The organism is Candidatus Binatia bacterium, assembly GCA_029243485.1.
Lineage (GTDB): Bacteria > Desulfobacterota > Binatia > UBA12015 > UBA12015 > VGTG01.
Window position 1 is genome coordinate 251,864 of sequence record JAQWRY010000075.1, and the last position, 21,423, is coordinate 273,286.

At 66.4% G+C, this 21,423-nt stretch carries 14 protein-coding genes; 10 read left to right on the top strand and 4 right to left on the bottom strand.

Annotated features, from left to right (window positions below; all coding sequences use genetic code 11):
* Nucleotides 1-6: 6 nt before the first annotated feature.
* Nucleotides 7-1,872, bottom strand: coding sequence for an ABC transporter ATP-binding protein (locus P8R42_22865; protein MDG2307440.1), 1,866 nt, complete (start codon nt 1,870-1,872; stop codon nt 7-9).
* The gene (locus tag P8R42_22870; protein MDG2307441.1) at nt 1,869-3,710 is read right to left on the bottom strand and encodes an ABC transporter ATP-binding protein; all 1,842 of its coding nucleotides are present in this window, start codon (nt 3,708-3,710) and stop codon (nt 1,869-1,871) included. Before P8R42_22870 ends, P8R42_22865 begins: the two co-directional genes overlap by 4 nt.
* Nucleotides 3,711-3,838: 128 nt before the next feature.
* Between P8R42_22870 and P8R42_22875 the strand changes: the two genes are divergently transcribed.
* The 3 genes from P8R42_22875 to P8R42_22885 are packed head-to-tail and all read left to right on the top strand — an operon-like array spanning nt 3,839 to nt 7,986.
* Nucleotides 3,839-4,729, top strand: a complete 891-nt coding sequence (locus P8R42_22875; GenBank protein MDG2307442.1) for a class I SAM-dependent methyltransferase — start codon at nt 3,839-3,841, stop codon at nt 4,727-4,729.
* Between the two features lie 24 nt (nt 4,730-4,753).
* Complete coding sequence (locus tag P8R42_22880) at nt 4,754-5,842, top strand: SGNH/GDSL hydrolase family protein (protein MDG2307443.1); 1,089 nt, start codon at nt 4,754-4,756, stop codon at nt 5,840-5,842.
* A complete protein-coding gene (locus P8R42_22885; protein ID MDG2307444.1) occupies nt 5,839-7,986 on the top strand; it encodes a hypothetical protein in 2,148 nt (715 codons plus the stop codon). Before P8R42_22880 ends, P8R42_22885 begins: the two co-directional genes overlap by 4 nt.
* Here the strand turns inward: P8R42_22885 and P8R42_22890 are convergent.
* Complete coding sequence (locus P8R42_22890; protein ID MDG2307445.1) at nt 7,935-10,322, bottom strand: hypothetical protein; 2,388 nt, start codon at nt 10,320-10,322, stop codon at nt 7,935-7,937. The two genes, P8R42_22885 and P8R42_22890, sit on opposite strands and share 52 nt — an antisense overlap.
* 15 nt (nt 10,323-10,337) lie before the next feature.
* Complete coding sequence (locus P8R42_22895; GenBank protein MDG2307446.1) at nt 10,338-12,350, bottom strand: hypothetical protein; 2,013 nt, start codon at nt 12,348-12,350, stop codon at nt 10,338-10,340.
* A 51-nt stretch (nt 12,351-12,401) separates the two neighbouring features.
* Here P8R42_22895 and P8R42_22900 point away from each other — a divergent pair, with 51 nt between their 5' ends.
* From P8R42_22900 to P8R42_22930, 7 genes are read left to right on the top strand one after another with little or no spacing between them, the layout of a single operon-like run.
* A complete protein-coding gene (locus tag P8R42_22900; GenBank protein MDG2307447.1) occupies nt 12,402-13,223 on the top strand; it encodes a glycosyltransferase family 2 protein in 822 nt (273 codons plus the stop codon).
* Between the two features lie 9 nt (nt 13,224-13,232).
* Nucleotides 13,233-13,664 carry a DUF2304 domain-containing protein gene (locus tag P8R42_22905; GenBank protein ID MDG2307448.1) on the top strand — a complete coding sequence of 144 codons (432 nt, stop codon included), beginning with the start codon at nt 13,233-13,235 and terminating at the stop codon, nt 13,662-13,664.
* Nucleotides 13,661-14,308 carry a class I SAM-dependent methyltransferase gene (locus P8R42_22910; GenBank protein MDG2307449.1) on the top strand — a complete coding sequence of 216 codons (648 nt, stop codon included), beginning with the start codon at nt 13,661-13,663 and terminating at the stop codon, nt 14,306-14,308. The genes P8R42_22905 and P8R42_22910 overlap by 4 nt, the downstream gene beginning before the upstream one ends.
* Entirely contained in the window at nt 14,305-16,791 is a 2,487-nt protein-coding gene (locus P8R42_22915; protein MDG2307450.1) for a hypothetical protein, read from the top strand. The genes P8R42_22910 and P8R42_22915 overlap by 4 nt, the downstream gene beginning before the upstream one ends.
* Before the next feature lie 53 nt (nt 16,792-16,844).
* Nucleotides 16,845-19,058, top strand: a complete 2,214-nt coding sequence (locus P8R42_22920) for a sulfatase (protein ID MDG2307451.1) — start codon at nt 16,845-16,847, stop codon at nt 19,056-19,058.
* An 8-nt stretch (nt 19,059-19,066) separates the two neighbouring features.
* Nucleotides 19,067-20,107: a hypothetical protein gene (locus P8R42_22925; protein ID MDG2307452.1), complete on the top strand. Its 1,041-nt coding sequence runs from the start codon at nt 19,067-19,069 to the stop codon at nt 20,105-20,107.
* Nucleotides 20,104-21,423, top strand: a complete 1,320-nt coding sequence (locus P8R42_22930) for an MBOAT family O-acyltransferase (protein ID MDG2307453.1) — start codon at nt 20,104-20,106, stop codon at nt 21,421-21,423. Before P8R42_22925 ends, P8R42_22930 begins: the two co-directional genes overlap by 4 nt.

The window sequence follows — 21,423 nt, forward strand, 5'->3', positions numbered from 1 at the left end:
TGCGTCTTAGGCCGAGACATCACCCACCGGCGATTCGGTAGAGCGGGCGCGCGCGCCGGCGTACTGCAACTCGTAGAGTCGAGCGTAAATCTCACCGCGCTCGAGCAACTCTGCGTGGGTCCCCACTTCGCGGACCTCACCCTTGTGCAACACCACGATCCGGTCCGCCCGCTCGACCGTCGAGAGTCGGTGCGCGATCACGATTGCCGTCCGTCCTTCCAGCAGGTGCTCGAGCGCTTCCTGAATCCGCTGCTCGGTCTCGGTATCGACACTCGAGGTCGCCTCATCCATGACGAGGATGCGCGGGTCGTAGGCGAGAGCTCGCGCCATGGCGAGGAGCTGGCGTTGCCCGGCCGAAAGGTTGTTGCCGCGCTCTCGGATGGGCTCATTCATGCCGCGCGGGAGCGATTCGACGAACTCCCCGAGGTTCGCCGCACGCACGGTGCGCCAGAGATCGTCCTCGGTCACGCCGTCTCGACCGAGCGCGACGTTGCTGGCGACGGTCCCGGTGAAGAGGAAGGCGTCCTGGAGTACGATGCCGACTTCCTTGCGCAAGCCGCCGAGGTCCCACTCCCGCACGTCGCGGCCCGAAACCCGCACGGCTCCGCGTCCCACCTCGAAGCTCCGCCCGAGGAGCTTCGTGAGGGTCGTCTTGCCGGATCCCGTCGCGCCGACGATCGCAACCGTCTCCCCGGGGCTTACCGAGAGACTCACGTCCCGTAGGACCCAGTCCTCGCCATTGTACGCGAACCACACGTTGTCAAAGACGACCGCGCCCGCCTCGTGCGGCGAGACGGGCTCGACGTCCGCGGGTGTGGTCTCGGTCTCGGTCTCGGTATCCAGGAGCTGGAAGATCCGCTCGGCTGCCGTCATCGCGGACTGGAGGACCGCGTATTTGGCCGAGAAGTCCCGGATCGGGATGAAGAACTTCTGCATGTACTCGATGAACGCGACGAGCGTCCCGAACGCGATCACTCCGGCGAGGATCTGGCCCGAGCCGTACCAAACCACGATCGCCATCGAGACCGAGCTCACGGCTTCTACGATCGAGAACAACGACGCTTCGTAGATGTTCGACAGGTGATTCGCGTCACGGTGCGCACCGTTGTGCGCAGCGAACTCGTCGTAGCTCTCCTTTTCGTGCGCGAAGAGCTGAATGATCGACATGCCGGAGATCGCTTCCTGCAAGAAGCTATTGATCCGGGCGATCCGTTCTCGAATCGTGCGGTAGGTGACCCGCGCACGCTTGCGGAAGAAATTGATCGCGAGTAGCAAAATCGGCACGACAGTCAGCGTCGCGAGAGCGAGCCGCCAATCCAGCCAGAGCAGGAGTGCAACGATCCCGCTCAGCGTGAGGAGATCCATGAAGATCGTCATCGCGCCGGTCGCGAAAGCCTCGTTCAGGACGTCGACATCGGTTGTCACGCGCGTCACGAGCCGACCGACGGGATTGCGATCGAAGAAGGCCTGCGGCAACCGCTCCATGTGATCGAAGAGCTCGCGCCGAAGGTCGGCCAGACTCCGCTGCGCCACCGACATCGTGAGGTAGTACTGCAGGTAGAGCGCCGCGAACTCGCCGAGGACGGCCGCGAAGAAGATGGCCGCGACCCCGGACAGGCCGGCGACGTCTCCGGTCTCCACGTACCGATCGATTCCGATCTTGAGCAGGTAGGGCTGCAGCAGCATCAGGGCCGAAGCGACCGGCAGAACGGTGAGGAGGGCCCAGAAGATCACCCGATACGGACGGACGTAGTGCCAGAGCCGCCAGAGCAGCTCGGAGTCGGCCACGCGCTCGAGATTGTCCTCGGCGTGAATGCTCGGCCCATTCCCACCAGCGCCGGCCACCTTCGACTTCTGCTCGGGAGCGCTCAAATCGCCTCCAGCTCTTCGCTCAACCGCTGACGGCGGAACAGATCGGAGTAGAGTCCGTCCTGCTCGAGCAGGGTCGCATGGTCGCCGCGAGCGATGATCCGCCCCTCGTCGAGCACGAGAATCAGGTCGGCATCCTGCACGGTCGACAACCGATGGGCGACGATGAGGCACGTTCGACCGCGGCGGCGCTGCTCTAGCGCCGCGAGGATTCGTTCTTCGGTGTGCGTGTCCACACTGGAGAGCGAATCGTCCAGAAGCAGAATCGGCGAGTCGATGAGGAGCGCACGAGCCAACGTCACCCGCTGCTTCTGTCCCCCGGAAAGCGTGATGCCGCGCTCTCCGACCATGGTTTCGTAACCGCGCGGGAAGCTCTCGAGATCCTGTGCGACGGCGGCCCAATCCGCGGCAGCGCGGATGCGACGCTCCCCGTCCTCGCCGTCGCGACCGAGCTCGGGGATTCCGAACGCGATGTTGCCGCGAATCGAGGTAGAGAAAAGGAAGGGCTCCTGCGGTACGGTGCTAATCGAACGCCGCAACTCCGACAGGTCATAGTCGCGCACATCCCTACCGTCGATGCGCACTTCGCCCTGGGACGCCTCGAACAAGCGAGGCAGCAACCGGAGCAACGAGGTCTTCCCGGACCCCGCTCGACCGACGAGCGCCACGGTCGCTCCGGCTGGAATCCGAACGTCGATGTCATGCAGAACCGGCGCGCCCGGCGCGTCCGGGTACGCGAACGTCACCCCGCGGAGCTCAATCTCGCCCGACTCGATCCGCGGTGCCGGTTCCACCGCATGCCGTGCCGGATCCGCAATCGACGGAGGCTCGTTGAGGACCGCCTGCAACCGCTGCATACCGGCCCGGCCGCGCTGGACCATGGCGAACATCCACCCCAGAGCCATCGTCGGCCACGCGAGCGCGTTCAGGTAGCCGATGAACGCGACGAGATCGCCGATCGTCAGGTGCCCTTGCGCTACCCGCGTCCCGCCCATCCAGAGGACGACCAGAATGCCGAGCGCGCTGACCACCCGCATCGTCGGGCCGATGATCCCGCGTACCCGGGCCAGCTTCAGGCTCGCTTCGCGAAGCCGGTCGTTCTGCTTCCCGAACCTCTGCGCCTCCACGTCTTCGAGCGTGTACGACTTTACGACGTGGATGCCGCTCACGTTCTCCTGGATCGTGGCACTCATCTCCGCGAGACCTTCTTGTACGCGGAGCGTACCCTCCATGAGCCGCCCGCCGTTGTGCCTCATGACGAGGATCACCAGCGGGTACGGCGCGAGCGCAGCGAGGGTCAGCCACGGGTCGATCGCCGCCATGATCGTGATGCCGTAGGCGTAGTAGATCGGGGTATTGAGGAGGTTCAGCACCGCGGGTCCGAGCATGAGCCGCACGGCCCCGATGTCGTTCACGAGCCGCGACATGAGATCGCCGGTGGTCTGGCGGTGATAGTAGTCGAGCGGCAGCTTCTCGAGATGGGCGAACAGGTCGTTTCGCAGGTCGTACTCGACGTCGCGCGCGACGTTGAAGATCAGAAACCTCGAACAGGCCCGTGCGAGCGCCTGAACGAGCGCGATCGCGACGATGAGCAGAGCGTAGTCGCTCACATCTGCGCTGGTCAGGCCGGGGAAGCACGGCTCGCTACCGGCCATACCAGTGGGCGCCGCCCCGTCGGGCGCATCCGCAGCGCGCCCCGGGAGGCCGGCCGCCATCGCGTCGACCGCGCATTTCAGCACCAGCGGCACGCTCATCGCGAGCGATGCGGTCACCACGAGGCACAGGCACCCGGCAACGAAGCGAGCCCGATAGCGGCCCAAATAGCCGAAGAGGCGGCCCATCCCCGGGGTTGTAGCCGCTGGAGAGCGAATTCTGGAATCGAGTGCTTCGCGCCTCTTTGCGCCGTCTACGCGGGGGCTTTCGCCGCGGCCTTGCCCAACCGGCGCGAACCGGCGAGATTCACGGTTCCGTGAGTAATCCCTACCTCGACCCCCCTTCCCCGTCCGGAGCGGCCGCCGCCCCAGCGACGTGCCTCCTGTGCGGCGGCGACAGCTACACGACGGTCTTCCACAAGATGGGCTACGACTTCGTCCGCTGCGGGAGTTGCTCGCTGATCCGCCTCGACCCGATCCCGGACGAGAAGGCCCTGGCCGAGGTCTACGAAAGCTCCTACGACGGCGGCGCCTACGCGACCTTCGGGGCCGAGTACGACATCCGCCTCGCCCACGCCGAAGCCCGCGTGAAGATCGTTGCGCCCCATGCTCCGGAAGGCCCCTGGCTCGACGTGGGGTGCTCGACCGGTGCCTTCCTCGACGCCGTCTCTCGCCGAGAGATCGACATCGACGGGATCGACGTCTCCGCGTCGGCCGTCGAGGTGGCCCAAAAGAGAGGGTTCTCCGCCTTCCACGCGGCGGCTGAGACCTTCCAGCCGGAACGCCGTTACTCGTACATCACCGGGTTCGACGTCCTCGAGCACGTCGTCGACCCCGGCGCCTTCCTCGATCGGCTGCACGGCTGGCTCGCGCCCGGGGGCCGGATTGCGCTCACCGTGCCCGACATCAAGAGCGTGCATGCCCGGGTGATGGGTCGACACTGGTACTACTACTGCCCACCGCTCCACATCACGTACTTCAATCGGGAGACCGCAACGAAGCTGATGGAGAACCACCAGTTCTGGCCGATCGCGATCGCGAATGCTCCGAAGGTGATGACGATCGACTACATCACGAGCCAGCTCGAGTACTTCAATCCGTGGATCCACCGCGCGGTCGCCGTCGCGGCGCGGCTCGTGCCTTCCTCGCTCCGGCAGCGAGAACTCCCCATTCCGACCGGCGAGATCCTCCTCGTCGCCTCGGCCTGACCGCGGCGAACGCCCACGCAGACCATGCCTGCCTCGACGGCGCGACCGAACCGCCTCAGACGCACCGGCCAGATTCTCGCGGTGATCCTCCTGGCCGGCGGGCTCTTCTTCGCGCTGGGCGAGGTCCTGGCCCGCTCACTCAACCTGGTAGACCGACTGAACGGCTTTCCCCGCCAGCTCTACGAAACGACCGACGACGACGCACTGCCCTACGTTCTTCATGCCTCGCTCGACACGACGGCTCGCGGCGAACGAGTGATCATCGACGAGAACCGCATGCGAGTCTCGGGGACCGAGGCGGCGAAACCCAACGCTCGTCGCATCCTCGTGCTCGGTGACTCCGTCGCGTTCGGCTACCGCCTGCCCTTCGATGCGACCCTCGGCGCGAAACTCGAAACGGAAATGGAAACGCGCAGCGGGAAACCGCATCACGTGCTGAACGCCGGCGTCGAGGGCTACAACACCCAGAACCAGCTCGCCTGGCTCCGCACCTACGGCCTTGCATTCGAACCCGACGCCGTCGTCGTGGTCTTCAACTTGAACGACTACGACTACGGACCGGTCATGGGCCCCAACGGCGTCCTCACGACCAATCGCAGCGAACGCGTTTCCACCTGGTCTCTGGCGAACCTTTCGGACTTCTACGTCCTCCTTCGATGGCTGGCCAAACTCGGAAGCAGCCGGCTCCTCGCGCCTGCCCCCGAGCCGTCCGAAGCTCCCGTCGAGGATGAACAGGGCTTCCTCAAGTTCGATCGCTTCATCTCGATCCTCCGCAAGCGCTACTACGAGAAGCCGGACGACGAGCGGTGGGAACAGATGGTCGAAGCGCTGGGCGGCCTGCGCGACGAGACGGCCGGCCGCGACATCCCTTTGCTCATCGCAATCCTTCCGGACGGCGACCAGATCGGCGTGTCCGAGCCCAACCTCATTCCTCAGGAACGGCTGGCACAGATCTGTGACCAGGAGCGCCTCGACTGCCTCGACCTTCGGCCCTTGTTCGACGCCCATGCCGACGAGAGGCCGCTCTTCCTCGACATCATGCACCCCAACGCAAAGGGACACACGATCGTCGCGGGCGCCGTCGCGGATCGACTCGCCGGGGCGCCCGAATGACGCTCACGACGACGCGGTACACGGCCGTGTGGGCGGCGGGCGGCTACGCCCTGCTCGTCGCTTTCCTCGCCTGGACGCTCCCGACACAGCTCGGCAGCGCCGTCGTCGATCCACTCGCGTTCTCCGAGCCGGGCGCCATCTGGACCCGCAGCGACGTCGACCTCCTGATGTGGATTCTCGGGTGGACAGCACATGCGCTGATCGAGCAGCCGCTCGAACTGTTCCAGGGCAACATCTTCCATCCGGCACCGGACGCGCTCGCGTCGTCCGAACACCTTCTGGGACTCCTCCCCGTGAGTGGTCCGACGTTCTGGATCTCCGGCAACGCGGTGCTCACCTATAACCTGACGACGCTCGCGGTGGTGTGGGCCGCCGCGTTCACCACGTTCCTGCTCGTGCGTGCATGGTCGGGCCTTGCGACGGCAGGCTTCCTCGCGGGTGCACTCTTCGCTCTCGGCGGCGATATCCCCTTGTCGTTTCTTCGGCTGCACTCGTCGGCACTGCACCTCTACCCGCTCGTGCTGCTCCTCGCGTGGCGTGCCGCCGAAGCGCCGCGCGTCCCGACTCTGATCGCGCTCACCGTCATTGCCGCGATTCAGGCCTTGTCGGGCATCTACGTCGCCTTCGGACTCGGAGCCCTCTGCGCTGCCGCGCTCCCGACGATCGTGAGGCACGCACGACGCAACGGCCACAGCGGGATCGCACCGGTCGCCGCACTCGCGCTCGGCGCCGCTCCGCTCGGACTCGTCGCCAGCGCGTACCTCCGCGTGCAAGCGCGGGGCCTGTTGCCCGACCCGGCGGAGTCTTTGGCGGTCGTGACGCGCGCGTCCAGCTCGGCCGCGACCCTGCTCGGGCGAATCGCAGAAGAGCTCACGGTCGCCGGGGTCGTGCTTGCGGTCTTGGGCGGATTCTTCCGCCGGGCTCCCGTCGGCGCCCGAGCTTGCCTGTTCTCCGTCGCCGGGGTCGGGTTCGTACTCGCCCTGGGAACCCGTGCCACGCTCCCCGGCTCGGAGCTGCCGAGTGTTTACGAGATCCTCATGCGGGTCGTCCCGGGCTTCGCGGGCATGCGCGCACCGGGGCGGTTCCTCTACCTGACGCAGCTGGCGCTGGCGGCACTCGCCGGGCTCGGCGCGGCGGGCCTGGTCGAGGCCTGTACCGCGCGATGGAACGAGACGGGTCGCAGAGCGACACTGGCCCTGATTCTCATCCTGGCTATCGCCCTCGTTCCAGCCCGCGCGGAACGCTGGCCCCTACCCCTGTCCGCCGATCCGCTCGCCGGCATCTACGTGGGAAGCCACCGATGGCTCGCAAGCCACGGGACCCCGGGCCCGGTACTCGACCTACCGGCGCGAACCTCCCCGCTGGATGGCCGCGCGCTGTTGTCGACCGGCCGCGCCATGGTCGGCTCCACATTGCATTGGTTCCCGCTCATCAACGGCTACTCGGGGCACCCGCCCGCCAGCCAAACACTCGCCATGGTTCTGGCGCAGCGTCTTCCGGAACCACAGGCGCTGGCCGACCTCTGCCGCCTTACTCAGCTTCGGTGGATCGTCGTCCACCACGGGCTCATGCCCGGGCGCGAAGCCGCGTGGGAGCGCGCGGAAGGCTCACTCCCGATCACTCTCGCGGTGCGGCGAGGACGCGATGCCATCTACGAAGTGCAGTGCCCGCCTGGGGCCGAGGCCGCCGGCGAGGCACCTGCGGCCCTGCCCAGTTCGGCCCGGCAGGCACGACTGGACTTCGCCGTCCCTGACGCCGGGCCCAGCGAACTCGTACGGATCTGGACCGATGTGACCAACGTGAGTAACCGTCGCTGGTCCGGCGTTCATCCACTCGGTGAGGGCGTCGTTGCGACCCAGATCCGCTGGCACGATGTCGAATCCGGCGTTCTCGTTTCCGAGACGCCGCTCTCCCCCCTCGGTTGGGATCTCGAACCGGGAGAACGAGGGACCGTACTCTTCGAAACTTTGTCCCCGCCCCCCGGCGAGTACACTCTCGAACTCGTGGTCCGCCAACCGGGCGAGCCTCCGTTCACGATTCACGGACCGAGCGCACGACGCCCCGTCCGAATTCCCCCAGGCGCCGACGGTGATCAGACGACCGGAACGGGAACGCGACGGAAGGCGGCGATTCCGACCAGATAGATCACGAGGCCCATCAGCATCACGGCGTTGAAGCCAAACGTCATGCTGAGGAGCGTGGCCAGGACCGAGGCCATCACCGAGAAGAAGCCGTTGATGGCCCAGCACCAGGCGACATACTGGTCGCCGTACTTCGTCGTCTGCGCGACCGACCCGAGGCCGAGGGGCATGAACGCGCCGAGGCAAAGTCCGAGCGGCGCGAGACAGACCACGGTGAACGCGACCCGCGCGCCGAAGCTCCAGCCCATCCCAACATCCACCGCCCACGGCAGTACGAGCTCGTATAAGCCGATGAGCGCGACAAGGGCCACGACCAGAACGGTGAAGGCCTCATTTCGTCTCGTCGCGTAGCGCTCGCTCAACAGACTGCCGACGCCCGTCGAAACGAGGAGCGAGAAAAGCGTGACCGTGAGCGAGTACGTCGGATACCCGAGGAAGAGCGTGAGTCGTTGGATCAGACACACCTCGAGGAACATGAACCCGAGGCCCAGACACGCGAAGTAGACACCCGCGTTCCACTTGTAGGGCATCTCACCCCAGACGCCGCGCAACACGACGAGCGGCAGTAGGAGGAAGATCGCAGCAAACAACATCGCGATCAGGAGGAACACGACGAGCAACCGCTCACCGACACCCTCTTCCACGTTCCACGCCTTGGCGTCCTCCCCCCCGAACAGCGCGTCGGGGAAACCGACGAAGTGCCAGAAGAACGGAGAATCGTCCGTGATGGGGTGCACCTTGTAGGTGTGGCTCGCGTAGAAGTTCTCGAGCTCTTCCGGACCGGCAACCACAGCGGTCGTGATCTGCGTGCCGGGCTGAGGATCGTTCCAGACGAAGCTCACGCGCGCGCCTTCGACGCGACCCGTCGACGCGCGGAACGTCTCGATGTCCGCCTCGGTGAACGGGGACTTCTTCACGACGATCGTAGCGGTCTCGAGCCGTCCGAATCCGGGCGAGACGCTCACCATCACGTGACGATCGAAATCCGCAATGCCCAACTCCGCGAGGGCGCGGCGCGCGGTACCGAGGTAACGGACCACGCGATTCGGCTTGGTGTCGAATCCGATCTCGCCGAACTGCGCGCACAGGATCCCGTCGTCGGTCAGGTGCTCGACGGCCTCCTGGATCATCTCCTGCGTGTAGAGGTAGCTCTCCGAGAGTACGAAGGCGCCCGAGGTCGCCGAGTTCATCGCGGCATAGCTGTCCGGGGCAACGAGCCAGATGAGATCAAACGTCTCTCCGGAGCCCTTCAGGAACGCACGGCCCTCGGCGTTGACGACCGTGACCTTCTCGTTCTCGGTGAGATGCCCAGTGAAGTCGGCGAAGTGATCTTCAAGGAGCGAAACGGTCACCGGGTTCAACTCGATGCCCGTGATCTTGCTCGCACCGAAGTGCAGCGACGCCAGAATCTCGTTGCCGCCCGCCGAACCGACGATCGCGACAGTCGGCTCGGGTTCGAGCAGACGGAACGGGTGGGCGCGATCCATCGTGTCGTAGCGTCCGAGGGAACCGAGGTCGCCATCCCAGGAGGTCATGGACGAGCCCAACGTTCCATCGTGATAGAGCAGATGAAGCGGCGGATCGCCGAACGAAGGCACCACGTCCACGCGGAAGACAGGGCTCCATCGCGTGAACGAGCTGCCGGTCGCCTCGCCACCCTTCACGCGATCGCGAATCGGATCCGGAAGGACACCCGGCGCAAGCACGCCGATCAGAAGGACGACGGCCGCAGCCGCGCCCACCTTGCCCCACGGGCCCGGCACCTCGGGCATGAGACGCGCGCCGGCGAGCGCGAACACGAAGCCCGCAAGAAAGACGGTCCCCGGAGGCGTGATCCAGCTCAGCGCGGGAATGACGATGGCCGCGCCGAGAGCGGCGCCGATCAAGTCGGCAAAGTACAGCCGTCCGATGCGTTCCGTGTGCGCGGCAAAGATCGTCGACAGCGCGATGCCCGCGGCGAGAAACGGAATGAACAGGACGAAAAGGACGAGCGAGAGCTTCGTAAACGTCCACAGCGGTCCGGCGACCATCCCGTGCGCCAGACTCATCATCATCCGGAAGAGATGAAGTGGAACCAGCGCGACGAGGAAGTAGCTCGCGATCACCGAGACCGCGGCGACGACCATGCTGAGCAGGATCACCCGCTCCGTCGGCATCTTTCGAAGACGCTCGAAGACTGCGACGAACACCCCGCCGGCGCCGAGTCCTAGCAGCGAAATTCCGATGATGAGGTAGGTGAAGTAGTAGACGAGCTTGTACGAGAAAACTCGCGTGTAGCTCACCTCGAGCAGGATCACTGCGAGCGCGATGAGGAAGGTTTCAGGATAGAACCGGCGCATGGCGAATCCGCGTGACTACCCGCCCGCCTGTTTCTTGTCTACAGCAGGATTCGCCGGAGCTAGGGAAGGCACGCGGCGCGGCGTCGCGAGGAAGTCGTACGCGGCCGCTCTCACCTCGGCGTTGTCTATGAGGTTGTGCCCAAGCGAAGGCCAATGCCGGCGCTCGCTCCGCGGCCCTCGGATACGGCCCGGAGGCTCTCCGTGCAGGTCGTACGCATCCCCGAGCCGCGCCTGAAGCAGCGAGAAGAGGACCCCGTCTTCGCCGGCCGTGAGGAGCAAAGCCGGCGCGTGACTTACGGCGCCGGTCCGAACGCGCGACGGCCCGAGCGGTTCGGCATCCGCCAGGACGAGGCCGAAGGGTAGATCGAACAGGAACGCCATCCGGGCGAAGTACGGATCTATCCAGCAGACTCCGGGCCCAGAGCACACCCGGCTGTCAAAGCAGCTCTCGCCGTCTTGTGGCCCACCAACGCAGGTCAGCACCGGCGCATCCAGGTAGTTCGGGAAGTGCATCATCAACCAGCCTGCGAGATCGCCCGCCGCCGCCACGAACACGGCCGGACCGAGCGACGGCCACAACGACCGGACCGTGATGCCGACGAGACTTCCAAGGGAGTACCCGAGGTACCGGAGGTCGGAGGGCCTGTAGGTCGTCCCGTCCTCGAGGGCGAATCCACACGCCGTCGCGGAGTGGATCGCAGCCAGCACGTCGACGACCGACTGTCGGTAGTTCACGCCCAGCCGGACCGGGTCGAGCACACCGAGGAACTCCTTTTCAGCCGCGCCGCGCTCCCCGTGGTCGGGGTATTCGACGGCAAGCACGGCGAGGCCGCGCGCGAGCAAGGCCGCGCCGTGTACAGACAGGAAATCCGCGGCGGTGCCACTATGCCCGTGCACGGCGACGACGAGAGGCGTGGCAGGCCCGACCTCCGGCGGTAGCGCCAAGAGGTACGGGAGGGCCATGTCCGTCGCGTCAACGACGCCGACCTCCACCCTTCGGCCGTCGCTCTCGCGTCCGATCTCGAGCGACGGGTACGTCCCCTCCAGGACCAGCGCGGGAGAAGGAAGGATGCCCGCGCGAGAGCGCGCCGGCGCGGACACGCACGGCTCGGAAGTGAGGCGATCGACGTATCCGCCCAGGCTCGAGCGCAAGTCCAACACCGGGAGAACGACCACTGTTTCCTCGGCGGGCGCATCGTGGGCGGGAACGAACGTCGCCACGATCCGCTCGAGATCCGCGGAAGAAAGAGGCGCCGGCAAACGCACCTGGACCCCCGCGACCGGACTCGTACCCGTTCGGCCACGGATGTCCTGCTCGAGCTGCTTCGCAAGAGCGATCGCCCTCTCGTGATCCATCTCACTGGGGTCGTCGCGCATGCCAAAGACGACCGGGCCCGAGAAGCTCCCGGCCGGAACTTCCAGCCCGGCCTCTCCCATTTTCGGAACGACGGTCTCCCGCAGCGCCGCGAGCTCCGTCGGCTCCAGCCCCTCGACCACCAGCGCCCAGCGCCGGCCGGGGCGAAGTGCCCGAAGAGGCCGGATCCGCAAGGTTCGCCCGTCGCCGTGAACGAGAACCTGGCTCGCCACTCGCCCGGGCGGCGCAAGTCGTCCGGGGTCCCCGGCTTCGATGACGGAGCGGGCCGCTGTGAGCCGCAACGCGGCATCGGCGACGCCCCACGCCACGAACCAGCCAACCCCGCGACGCCGCGGGTCGGTCGGCTCAGCGGCCCACAGTTCGCCATAGACGTCGCCAAGGGCTGTCGCACACCGCCTGAGCGCCGTCGCGTCGCCCGCATCGATCCGATCCTGAATCGCGGCACAGGCGGAGAGACCAGCTACGTGGGCCCCGGTCACTCCTATGCTGGGACCGATGTCGCGAACGGAGTCCGCGACCTCCTCGACTCGGGCCGCGAGCCCGGCCGACGTGGTCTGGAGCGGCACGTACCGCGCATACGCCAGCTCGCTCGCTTGGATCAGCCCGACTCCCACGAGGAGCACCCAGAACCGAAAATGGCCCGCCCCGGACACAGGTCATGTGTCCTAGCCGCTTCTCTGATCATTGCAAAGAGGCGGACCGGCGTGTCAGCATCGGCGGATACACCGATTTTCCGCCGCGAGGCCCACTCCGGGCATCGCCCCATCACACCCATTTCGGACCCGCCCGCACCCATGCACCCCGCCAAGCGCAGCCGCAGCCTTCTGATCATTCCCGCGTTGAACGAGGAAGCGTCGATCGGCCGAGTCATCGATGGCGTACGCGCCACCGGGCTCGACATCGACATTCTCGTGATCGACGACGGGTCGCGCGACCGAACCGCCGCGATCGTCACCGAGCACGGCGGCCTGGTCGTCTCTCATCCGTTCAATCTCGGGTACGGAGCCGCCATCCAGACGGGCTACAAGTTCGCCGTCCGCCACGGCTACGCGGAGCTCGTGCAGATGGACGCTGACGGCCAACACGATCCCGCCTACGTCCCGAGCCTCCTCAGCCCGATCCGCGCGGACGACTTCGACATCGTGATCGGGTCGCGGTTCGTACAGGAGTCCGGGTACGAGATGGGATCCGCTCGCTCCGCGGGGCGCGTGTTCTTCCAGCGGGTCCTCGCCTTCTTCGGCGGGCCGCACATCGCCGACCCGACGTCGGGCCTGCAAGCGCTCTCGCGAAAAGCCTTCGAGTTCTGCTGCTCGGACTTCTATCCGTCGGACTTCCCCGACATCGACGTCCTGCTCCTCCTCGACCGCCAGGGGTTCCGCATTCGCGAGGTCCCCGTCGAAATGGCGCCGAGCCCGCCCGGACGCAAGACCATGCATGCTGGGCTGAAGACAATCTACTACCCTTACAAGATGTTGCTCTCGACGTTCCGCAGCTGGCGCACGCCGGTCTCGCGCGGAACCAGGTGAGGAGGCTCGATGGATCCCACAACGCTCGACCTCGACACCCTGCGCCAACTCGCCATCCTCCAGCCGGAGTCCGCATCCACGCGCATTCTCTCGATGCTGCTGTGCGCCGCGTTCCTGACCGCCGTCCTCACCCTGGTGTACCGCGGCAAGCTCCGCGAAGAGTACACGCCGATCTGGACGATCGTCGCCGCCGGAATGATGGTCGCGATCACTTGGTTTGACTCGGTACGATTTCTCACCCGCGCCGTCGGAGCGTGGACGCCGAGTTCGACGCTGTTCTTCTTTGGGCTGCTGTTCCTGCTCGTGGTGTCGCTGAACTATGCGGTCCGCCTGTCGGGCATGAGCCTGCAGGTGAAGCTGCTCGCCCAGGAGGTGGCTCTGCTGCGAGAGCAACTGGCCGCTCACCGCGACTCTGCGAAGACAGACGACGCCCCCTCATGAGTGAACAACACGCCTTCTGGGACGAAGGCGGTCTCTACCGCTCGAACACGCACCCCGTCGTCGAGCTCTTTGCGAAGCAACGCATCGAGCATCTCGAAGAGCGGGGTGCGCTCGACAGCGTGAGTACCCTGCTCGACGTCGGCTCCGGCAGCGGCTTTTCCAGCATGTACTACCCGGCGAGCGTCCGCGTCGTAGCCTGCGACTACGCATCCGGAATGCTGGAGACGAACCCCGCCCCCGGGCGCGTGCGCTGCTCGGCCGACCAACTCCCGTTCGAAGACGGTGCGTTCGACGCCGTCACCTGCTGGGAGTTGCTCCACCATCTACCCGACCCGGTCGCGGCCCTGGCCGAGATGTGGCGCGTCGCACGTCGTCGCGTCATCGTGTTCGAGCCGAATCGGATCAACCCGGGACACATCGTGCTCGGACTCACGCGCGAAGAAGAACGCGAGTCCCTGAAGTTCACGCCCGGACACCTTCGACGCCTCATGCAAGCCGCCTGCGGACGCACCGGCCTGCACGAGCGCTGCGGCCTGCTCTTCCCGAACATCACTCCACTTCCGATAGCTCGAGCGATGATCCGCCTGCCCTACAAGATGCCGGTGATCGGAATCTCGCAGCTCATGGTCGTGGAAAAGGAATGAGCCTCGCGCCCGGCCGTCGTACCTGCGCGGCCCTGGCCATCGCGGCCTATCTGATCGTCGCGCTGTTCACGTTCCGGAACGTACTCAGTTCGCCGTCGGAGCTTCTGCCCTACCCATCCGTCATCAACGACCAGATCAACATGGTCTATCTCGACCATTGGGATCAGGCGATGGTGGTCACGACGGTCGTGCGCAACGCGAACCTCCTCGTCAGCCGCCCCTGGGACCTCTTCGCCGACGTGGGCCAGTGTTTCCCGATGCCGGGCGCTTACACGCTCGGGGAGCACATGTTCGGCGTCGGGCTGCTCGCGGCTCTTCCGTACGCCCTCACCGCCGACCCGATCCTGAGCTACAACTTCGCACTCGTTCTGACGCTGTGGATCCCGGGAATCACGATGTACTTCCTGGCGCGGCGGTTCACGCGAAGTCCCGGGGCGGCGTTCGTCGCCGGGCTCGCCTTCGCGTTGGTGCCCGGCCGGTTGATCGACCCTTCGCATCCCTACGTTCACGGAGACCTGTGGGCCCCCGCCGTCCTGCTGTTCCTCCACCGGCTGTTCGTGTCGGGCAAGTGGCGCGACGCGCTGGGGCTCGCGTTCTTCCTCAACCTCGAGGTGTTCGAGAGCCTCTACCCGCTGATCTCCACGTGTTTGCTGGCGTCGGTGTACGGCATCTATCTCCTCTTCCAGCACCGCGCGAGACTGACCGTCGTGCTTCCCAAGCTCGCCGCCGCCCTCGCACTCACGCTCGTCGGGGTCTGGATCATCCTAGTGCCCTACCTCGACACCAGCGAGGCCTGGGCGCTCCTCTCCGGGCGCGCATCGCTCCTGCTCAGCGCACGCGACTTCATGCCGGGCCAGGGCGACTACTTCCCCGGCTTCGTCGTGCTGCTCTTCGTCGCCATCGCGATGCTCGATCGCCTTCGCGGACCGAGGCTCGCCTACGGCGAAGACCCCCGGCTCGCATTCTTCCTCGGCGGACTGCTCATCGCATGGTGCTCGCTGGGGCACGTTCGAATTCCCGGCCTCGGCGTCGCGCTCGAATCGCCGTTCTTGACCTTTCGCGACGTGATCCCCGGACTCTCCGCGGTCCGTGCGCTCGCATCGGTAGCCATCGGAACCGGTATCGCCACTTCGTTTTTGATGGGCTTCGCCGCGCTCGCACTGACCGAGCGGCTACGGCCTGTCCCGTGGGCGCCGGCCGCCGGTGCCGCCGTCTGCGCCTTCCTAATCCTCTCGGTCCGGTTCGTTCCCGCGCTCGCCGAGGCGTCCTTCGGGCGGACGTTCCAGCTCACGTCCTACATCGCTCGGCCGCCCCAGGAAGACATCGACCTGATCCGCAAAGTGGGACGGGCGCCACAACTCGACTTCCCGCTCGGCGCGCAGCATCAGCCCACCAAACGACTGGACATCGCCGGCGCGCTCCTCCTGTCGAGCTACGACCCCCGGCCCATGGCGGCCTGCTACAACTCCTTCCAATCGCCGGTGAACGACCAGGTGATCGGGCTCGCCGCGCAGCTCCCCTCCGTCACGGCCTCGGAGGCTCTGGGGGCACTTGGCTTCGAAACCCTGCTCGTCGATCGCAACCGCTCGATGCGAGGGCAGATCGAGGCGTTCGACGACGCGCGAGAGAACGACGCGAACGCGGGAAGTCGCCTCCAACCGCTCGGCCAGACGAAGTCGATGGATGCCTACCGGCTCACGCCCTTGGATCCGGTTACGAACGACTTCCGCGTACTCGAACCGGCCACGCAGAACGAGACGCAAGAAGCACTCGTCCCCGTCGCCGAAGTCGATTTCTCGATCGCAAACCGTGGGACGGCGACCTTTCGACACCCGGAACCGCTCGGCCTCAGCGATCTCGTCATCCAGTGGCGCGGGCGCAAGGGACTCGTCGCTCACCAACAGACATTGCGGGCGCTGCTCCCGATCGCGCTCGGCTCTGGAGGCATCCTCCACCTACCGCTCGAGCTGACGACGCCCGACGAACCGGGCCGCTACGAGGTCGTACTCCAGCGGGCCGCACGACCCGATCAGGAGATCGGGCGCCGCAAGGTCTACCTCCGCCCGCTCGAGGAGGTGATGAGCCCGTCCGAGATCGCGATCCACATGAATCGTGAGTACGTGAAGCGAGAGCTCGTGCCGCACGGCACGACCATCATCTTCCCCCCGATCGAAGCCATCGAGATGATCCTCGGGCCGAACGCCACCAGCGCTGCGGAGCTCCGCGGACACCGGAAGCTCGCGGCCCACTGGTACAACGGCTTCGACGAGACCTCGACGACCGAGATCATCGATGCCGACGTCGAACCGACGGGCACGGCGGGACGGATCCGCGTCCGCCTGCCCATCCCGACCACACTCGGCCTCTATACGCTGCTCATCACGCCCACCGACGACCCACGGACGATCCTCGCCGGCAAGATGGTCTTCCCCGACATCGAGACCGCCCGGGCGGTCGAAGCGGCGGCCGGGGAGACACCCTGATCTCGAAAAGCCCTGACTTTTCCGGCCGGTTTGCTGCTGGTACAATCCGCGGGATGATTCGGCGGCTCGTCGTTCTGCTCGTCGCGCTGATGCCGGCCGTGTCGTCCCTCGGAGGCGTCGGCCTCGCGGCGGACAAGCCCACCTTCGACCTGGTCGAGCGTGTGGCGGCCGACCCCAGCCTGCCCGAAGGCGTACGGGTCGTGTTCCGCGGCGCGCACAAACAGACCCGTACATCTGTGCGAATGCCGCTTCCGGGGTCTCTTTCCTACGATGTGGAGATTCCGCCGAAGGCTGCGCTTTCGCTGGGGCACACGTTGTCGGCCGCCGCTTTCATGGTCGAGACACCGGACCTGGCGGCACCTGCGCGATTCCTCGTGCGCTTCGACGAAAGCGACGGCACCGAGCACATCCTCCTCGACCACCACGTCGATCTCCGAAACGTCGTGGCCGACCGCCGCTGGTTCGACGAACGAATCGACCTCGCCGCGCTCGCCGGGAAGAACGGGAAGCTCACCTTCGCCGTCGAAAACCAGGGCGACCCCGAGAAGGCGAAGCAGGACGACATCTTCTGGTCCGCTCCGCGCATCGTGGTCGACGCCGGCCCGGAAGAGACGAATCTCGTCTTCATCACGATCGACTGTCTGCGCGCCGACCACATGGGCAGTCACGGGTACCATCGCGACGTGACGCCGACCCTGGATGCGCTGGCCGCCACGGGCGTGCGCTTCGAGAACGCGTACGCAAACGCGCCGATGACTCTGCCGTCCATCCCGCAGATCTTCACGTCGCGCGTCTTCCCGACGCGGGATCAGGACATCCTCACACACCCCATCTCCCGATCGGGCATCTCCAACGCCGCGTATGTGAACAACGCCTGGATCCCCTTGTGGCTGAGCCAGGGGGGACACGCGGAGCCGCCCGGCACGTTCGACCGACTGGTCTCCGGGGATCTCGATGCAACCGCAATCACCGACGCCGCCCTAGGGTGGCTCGAGCAGCATCCGCGCGAGCGGTTCGCCCTGTACCTCCACTACCTCGACGCACACACGCCGTACCGGCCGCCGGACTCGTACATCGAGCGTTACTCCGACCCGAACTACGAGGGCCCCGTCGGCGACACGTTCAACGACTCCCAGGGCGCCGACACCGGCAAGTACGACGACGCGGACAAAGCGAAGATCATCTCGCTCTACGACGCATCGATTCGTTACGTCGACGATCAGATAGGTCGACTCTTCGAGGCCCTCGAAGAATCCGGCCGACTCGACCAAACACTAGTCGTCGTCTCCGCCGATCACGGCGAGGAGTTCTGGGACCACGGCCGCTTCTTCCACGGGCAGAGCCTGTACGACGAACTCCTGCACGTCCCCTTGCTCGTTCGACTGCCCTCCGGTGCTCATGCCGGGACGGTCGTCGCGCGTCCCGTTCGGTCGATCGACATCGCGCCGTCGATCCTGGAGTGGCTGTCGTTGCCACGCCCCGATGGCTTCACGGGCGGTTCGCTCGCCGAGGCCATCGCCGCACCGGAGGAGGATGGCGAGCCGCTGTTCGCCACAGCCACGCAAGCGCAGTTCCCAACCCGCTACGCCGTCCGCACGCGGACCCAGAAGCTGATCGAAAGCATCGATTCGGGGACGCGCGAGCTCTACCAAGTCGGAACCGATCCCGGCGAGAAGCGAAACGTCGCTGCCGCCGAACTCGAAGCGTCGACCGGACTCCTGCAGAGCCTCGAGGACGCTCGAGAGATCCTTCGCGAACGCGGTTACCAGGCACGACTCGTCGGGCCGGAGAGCGGTACGGCCCAGGTACAGATTCGCCTCGAAGGACATCCGAAGAGCGGCACCTTCCTCACGCTCGACCGACGCAGCGACGACACCCGCCCTAAGATCTCAATCAGCACCGACGGCATGAACCTCGAGGCGAGCGCCGCGGTCGACGCGACCGGAACCGGTTTCCGCTTCGACCGCCTACCCGACCCACGAAATCTCGGACGCAAAGACCTGGTCCGTCTGACGATCGAGGTCGATGGGGAGCCGGCCGAACGCGGGGTCGTCGCCCTCGGGGCCGAAGGCCGCGCGCCCCGCACGGCGCTGATCGATCTGCGCAACCGCAGCCTGGAAACCCAGGAAGAACCGGCCTGTGTCGCGCCCGAGACCGGCATCCGCCTGTGCCTCTGGCGATTCCCTGGCGAGAAGTTCCTGGCCATACCCGAGATCAAGGATCCGGCCGTACGCGAGAAGCTTCGCGCGCTCGGGTACCTTCAGTAAGAGCCGGCATGGCGTTCACCGGGCCTCATCGACGTGCACCGCGCCGGATCGCCGCGGCGGGTGGCCTGATCGCGGCTCTTCTCCTGCTGGAAGTGGTCGCGCGACTCCAAGGGATTCCCGTCTGCGCCGACGCCGAGGGCGTGCTGCTGCAGGCCGACGCCGACGTCGGGTGGACGTTCACACCCGACATGCGCATCAGGCTCGACGATTGCCGCGGCGACGCGTGGAACGCGACGGTCGCGACCAACGCAGAAGGCCTCGCCGATCAGCATTGGCCGCACGAGAAGCGACCCGGGGACGTCCGGGTCCTGCTCCTCGGAAACCACGTCGCCGACGGCCTCGGGATCGCGCGGGAGGACCGCCTCTCCGTCCGCATCGCCCACCTCGCCGATCAGACGCGCGGGTCGAGGCTCTCGGTCGTCAACGCGACGATCCCGGGTTACGCCACCGCGGACGAGATTCGTTGGCTCGAAAAGCGCGGGCTTCCGTACGGGCCCGACGTCGTCGTGCTCGTGCTCGATCCGAGCCGTGATCTCGCGGCGAACCTACACCCGCCGGCCGTCCGCCCCGTCGAGCCCGATCTGCCGCCGGCATCCGGACTTCTCGCACTCTCGGGTGCCGCACGCTGGCTTGCCGGACATCACGGCGCCTCTCCCAACCAGCCGGTCGCCGTCGACGAGCCGCAACCGCTGGAAGGCAAAGACGAGCATACAAGAGCGCTCGCGAAGACCCGCGATCTCATCGCGCGACTCGCCGAAACCAGCCGCGCGGCGGGCGCGAGCTTCGCGGTGCTGGTCGCTCCCAGCTGCCCACCGGCAGCGACGCACGAACCGATCTGCGAAGAACTGCAAGACATCGCGCCCTGTATCGACCCGACCCCGACGTTCGACGGCCTTCGCCGCACGACGACACGCCCGCTCGAGCTGTGCCTCGATTCGCACGGGCGGTGGGGACGCGACGCCCACTTCCTTGCGAGTCACGCGCTCTGGGATCTGCTGATCCGCGCCGGCGTGTGGCCCGACGGCGTCGTTCGCGGGCACCGCCTGTGAGCATCGCCGACGCTCTGTCGTGGCTGCAGTGGGAGTTCTACGACCTCGCGGTCGGTGCCTGGGAGACACGCCACAGCCTGTTCATGCGGTTCTCGCTCTTCGGCGCCCTGCTTGCGGCACTCGTCGTCGCGGCGAGCGCGCTGCCCGCCCGGGTTCGCGTCTGGGTCCTCGTCGCCGCATCGCTCGCCAGCATCGCGCTGCTCGGGTCGCCGCTTCTCGCCGGCATTGCGCTCGCCTTCTCAATCGTCCTGCACACCGTGATCGAGCGCGTGCCCGGTCCGTTGGGCACCGGCCTGTCGTGGGGACTCATCGTTGCGCTCGCGGCATATCCGGCCCTCCTGCCCGCCGACATCCTCGTCGGGAATACGAGCGACATGGCCGAGTTCTGGGCGTTCGCGACCAACGTCTGGTGGCTCCGGTGTGTCGCGTATGTGGTCGACCGACGAGCGAGGAACGTCCCGGCACGGCCGCTCCACGAGTTCCTGACGGCCACCCTCTTCTTCCCGACGTTCGTGAACGGCCCGATCGAAACGACGGAACAGCTCGCCGAGCATCGACGGAAGGGGCCGGTCGTCGACACCTGGGACGAGCTTCGCGCATACGCCGCACGGCTCCTGCCCTGCGCGGGAAGATTCGGCTGGGGCATGGGCAAGGTCCTGCTCGCGACGTTCTATTTGGGCCAGGACAACGACACGATTTTCGCCACCTCCGGGACGAGCGTCGGACACGTCCGTCTGTGGCTCTGGGCCGCTGAGCTGTACTTCACGTTCTACGTCATCTTCTCCGGCTGGACGGACATCTCGGTCTCTCTCGCACGCGTCATCGGCTTCGACATCGGAGAGAACTTCGACAAGCCGTGGAAGTCGCGATCGGTCGGTGAGTTCTGGCGGCGATGGCACATGTCCTTCGGCATCTGGCTGCGCAACTACGTCTACATTCCGCTGGGCGGCAACCGGCGACACGCCGCACTGAACGTTCTCCTCACCTTCCTCGCGAGCGGCCTGTGGCACGTCTGGGGCGCACTCAAGGTTCTGGGGATCGAGGGCTACCCGCCCATCGCCTGGACCGGCTTCATCGTGTGGGGCCTTCTCAACGGCGGGGCCCAGATCGCCGCTCGCCAATGGAACAACGTCCCGGCGCTCGCACCGGTGCGCACCCTGGTGCGCACGCGCATCCCCGCGCCGCTGCGCGACCGAGCCAACCAGGCCATGGCCTTCGGGTTCGTGGCGATGGCCTGGATTCCCTTCTTCCTGCCGCCTTGGATCGCCCCTGACACCTTCTGGCGAATCTTCCAGCGCATGTTCTACTTGGCGTGA

Bases quoted from the DNA above. Each gene is read 5' to 3' on its own strand.
- P8R42_22870 (MDG2307441.1), bottom strand. From the start codon at position 3,710: ATGGGCCGCCTCTTCGGCTATTTGGGCCGCTATCGGGCTCGCTTCGTT.
- P8R42_22880 (MDG2307443.1), top strand. From the start codon at position 4,754: ATGCCTGCCTCGACGGCGCGACCGAACCGCCTCAGACGCACCGGCCAG.
- P8R42_22885 (MDG2307444.1), top strand. From the start codon at position 5,839: ATGACGCTCACGACGACGCGGTACACGGCCGTGTGGGCGGCGGGCGGC.
- P8R42_22890 (MDG2307445.1), bottom strand. From the start codon at position 10,322: ATGCGCCGGTTCTATCCTGAAACCTTCCTCATCGCGCTCGCAGTGATC.
- P8R42_22905 (MDG2307448.1), top strand. From the start codon at position 13,233: ATGGATCCCACAACGCTCGACCTCGACACCCTGCGCCAACTCGCCATC.
- P8R42_22910 (MDG2307449.1), top strand. From the start codon at position 13,661: ATGAGTGAACAACACGCCTTCTGGGACGAAGGCGGTCTCTACCGCTCG.
- P8R42_22915 (MDG2307450.1), top strand. From the start codon at position 14,305: ATGAGCCTCGCGCCCGGCCGTCGTACCTGCGCGGCCCTGGCCATCGCG.
- P8R42_22920 (MDG2307451.1), top strand. From the start codon at position 16,845: ATGATTCGGCGGCTCGTCGTTCTGCTCGTCGCGCTGATGCCGGCCGTG.
- P8R42_22925 (MDG2307452.1), top strand. From the start codon at position 19,067: ATGGCGTTCACCGGGCCTCATCGACGTGCACCGCGCCGGATCGCCGCG.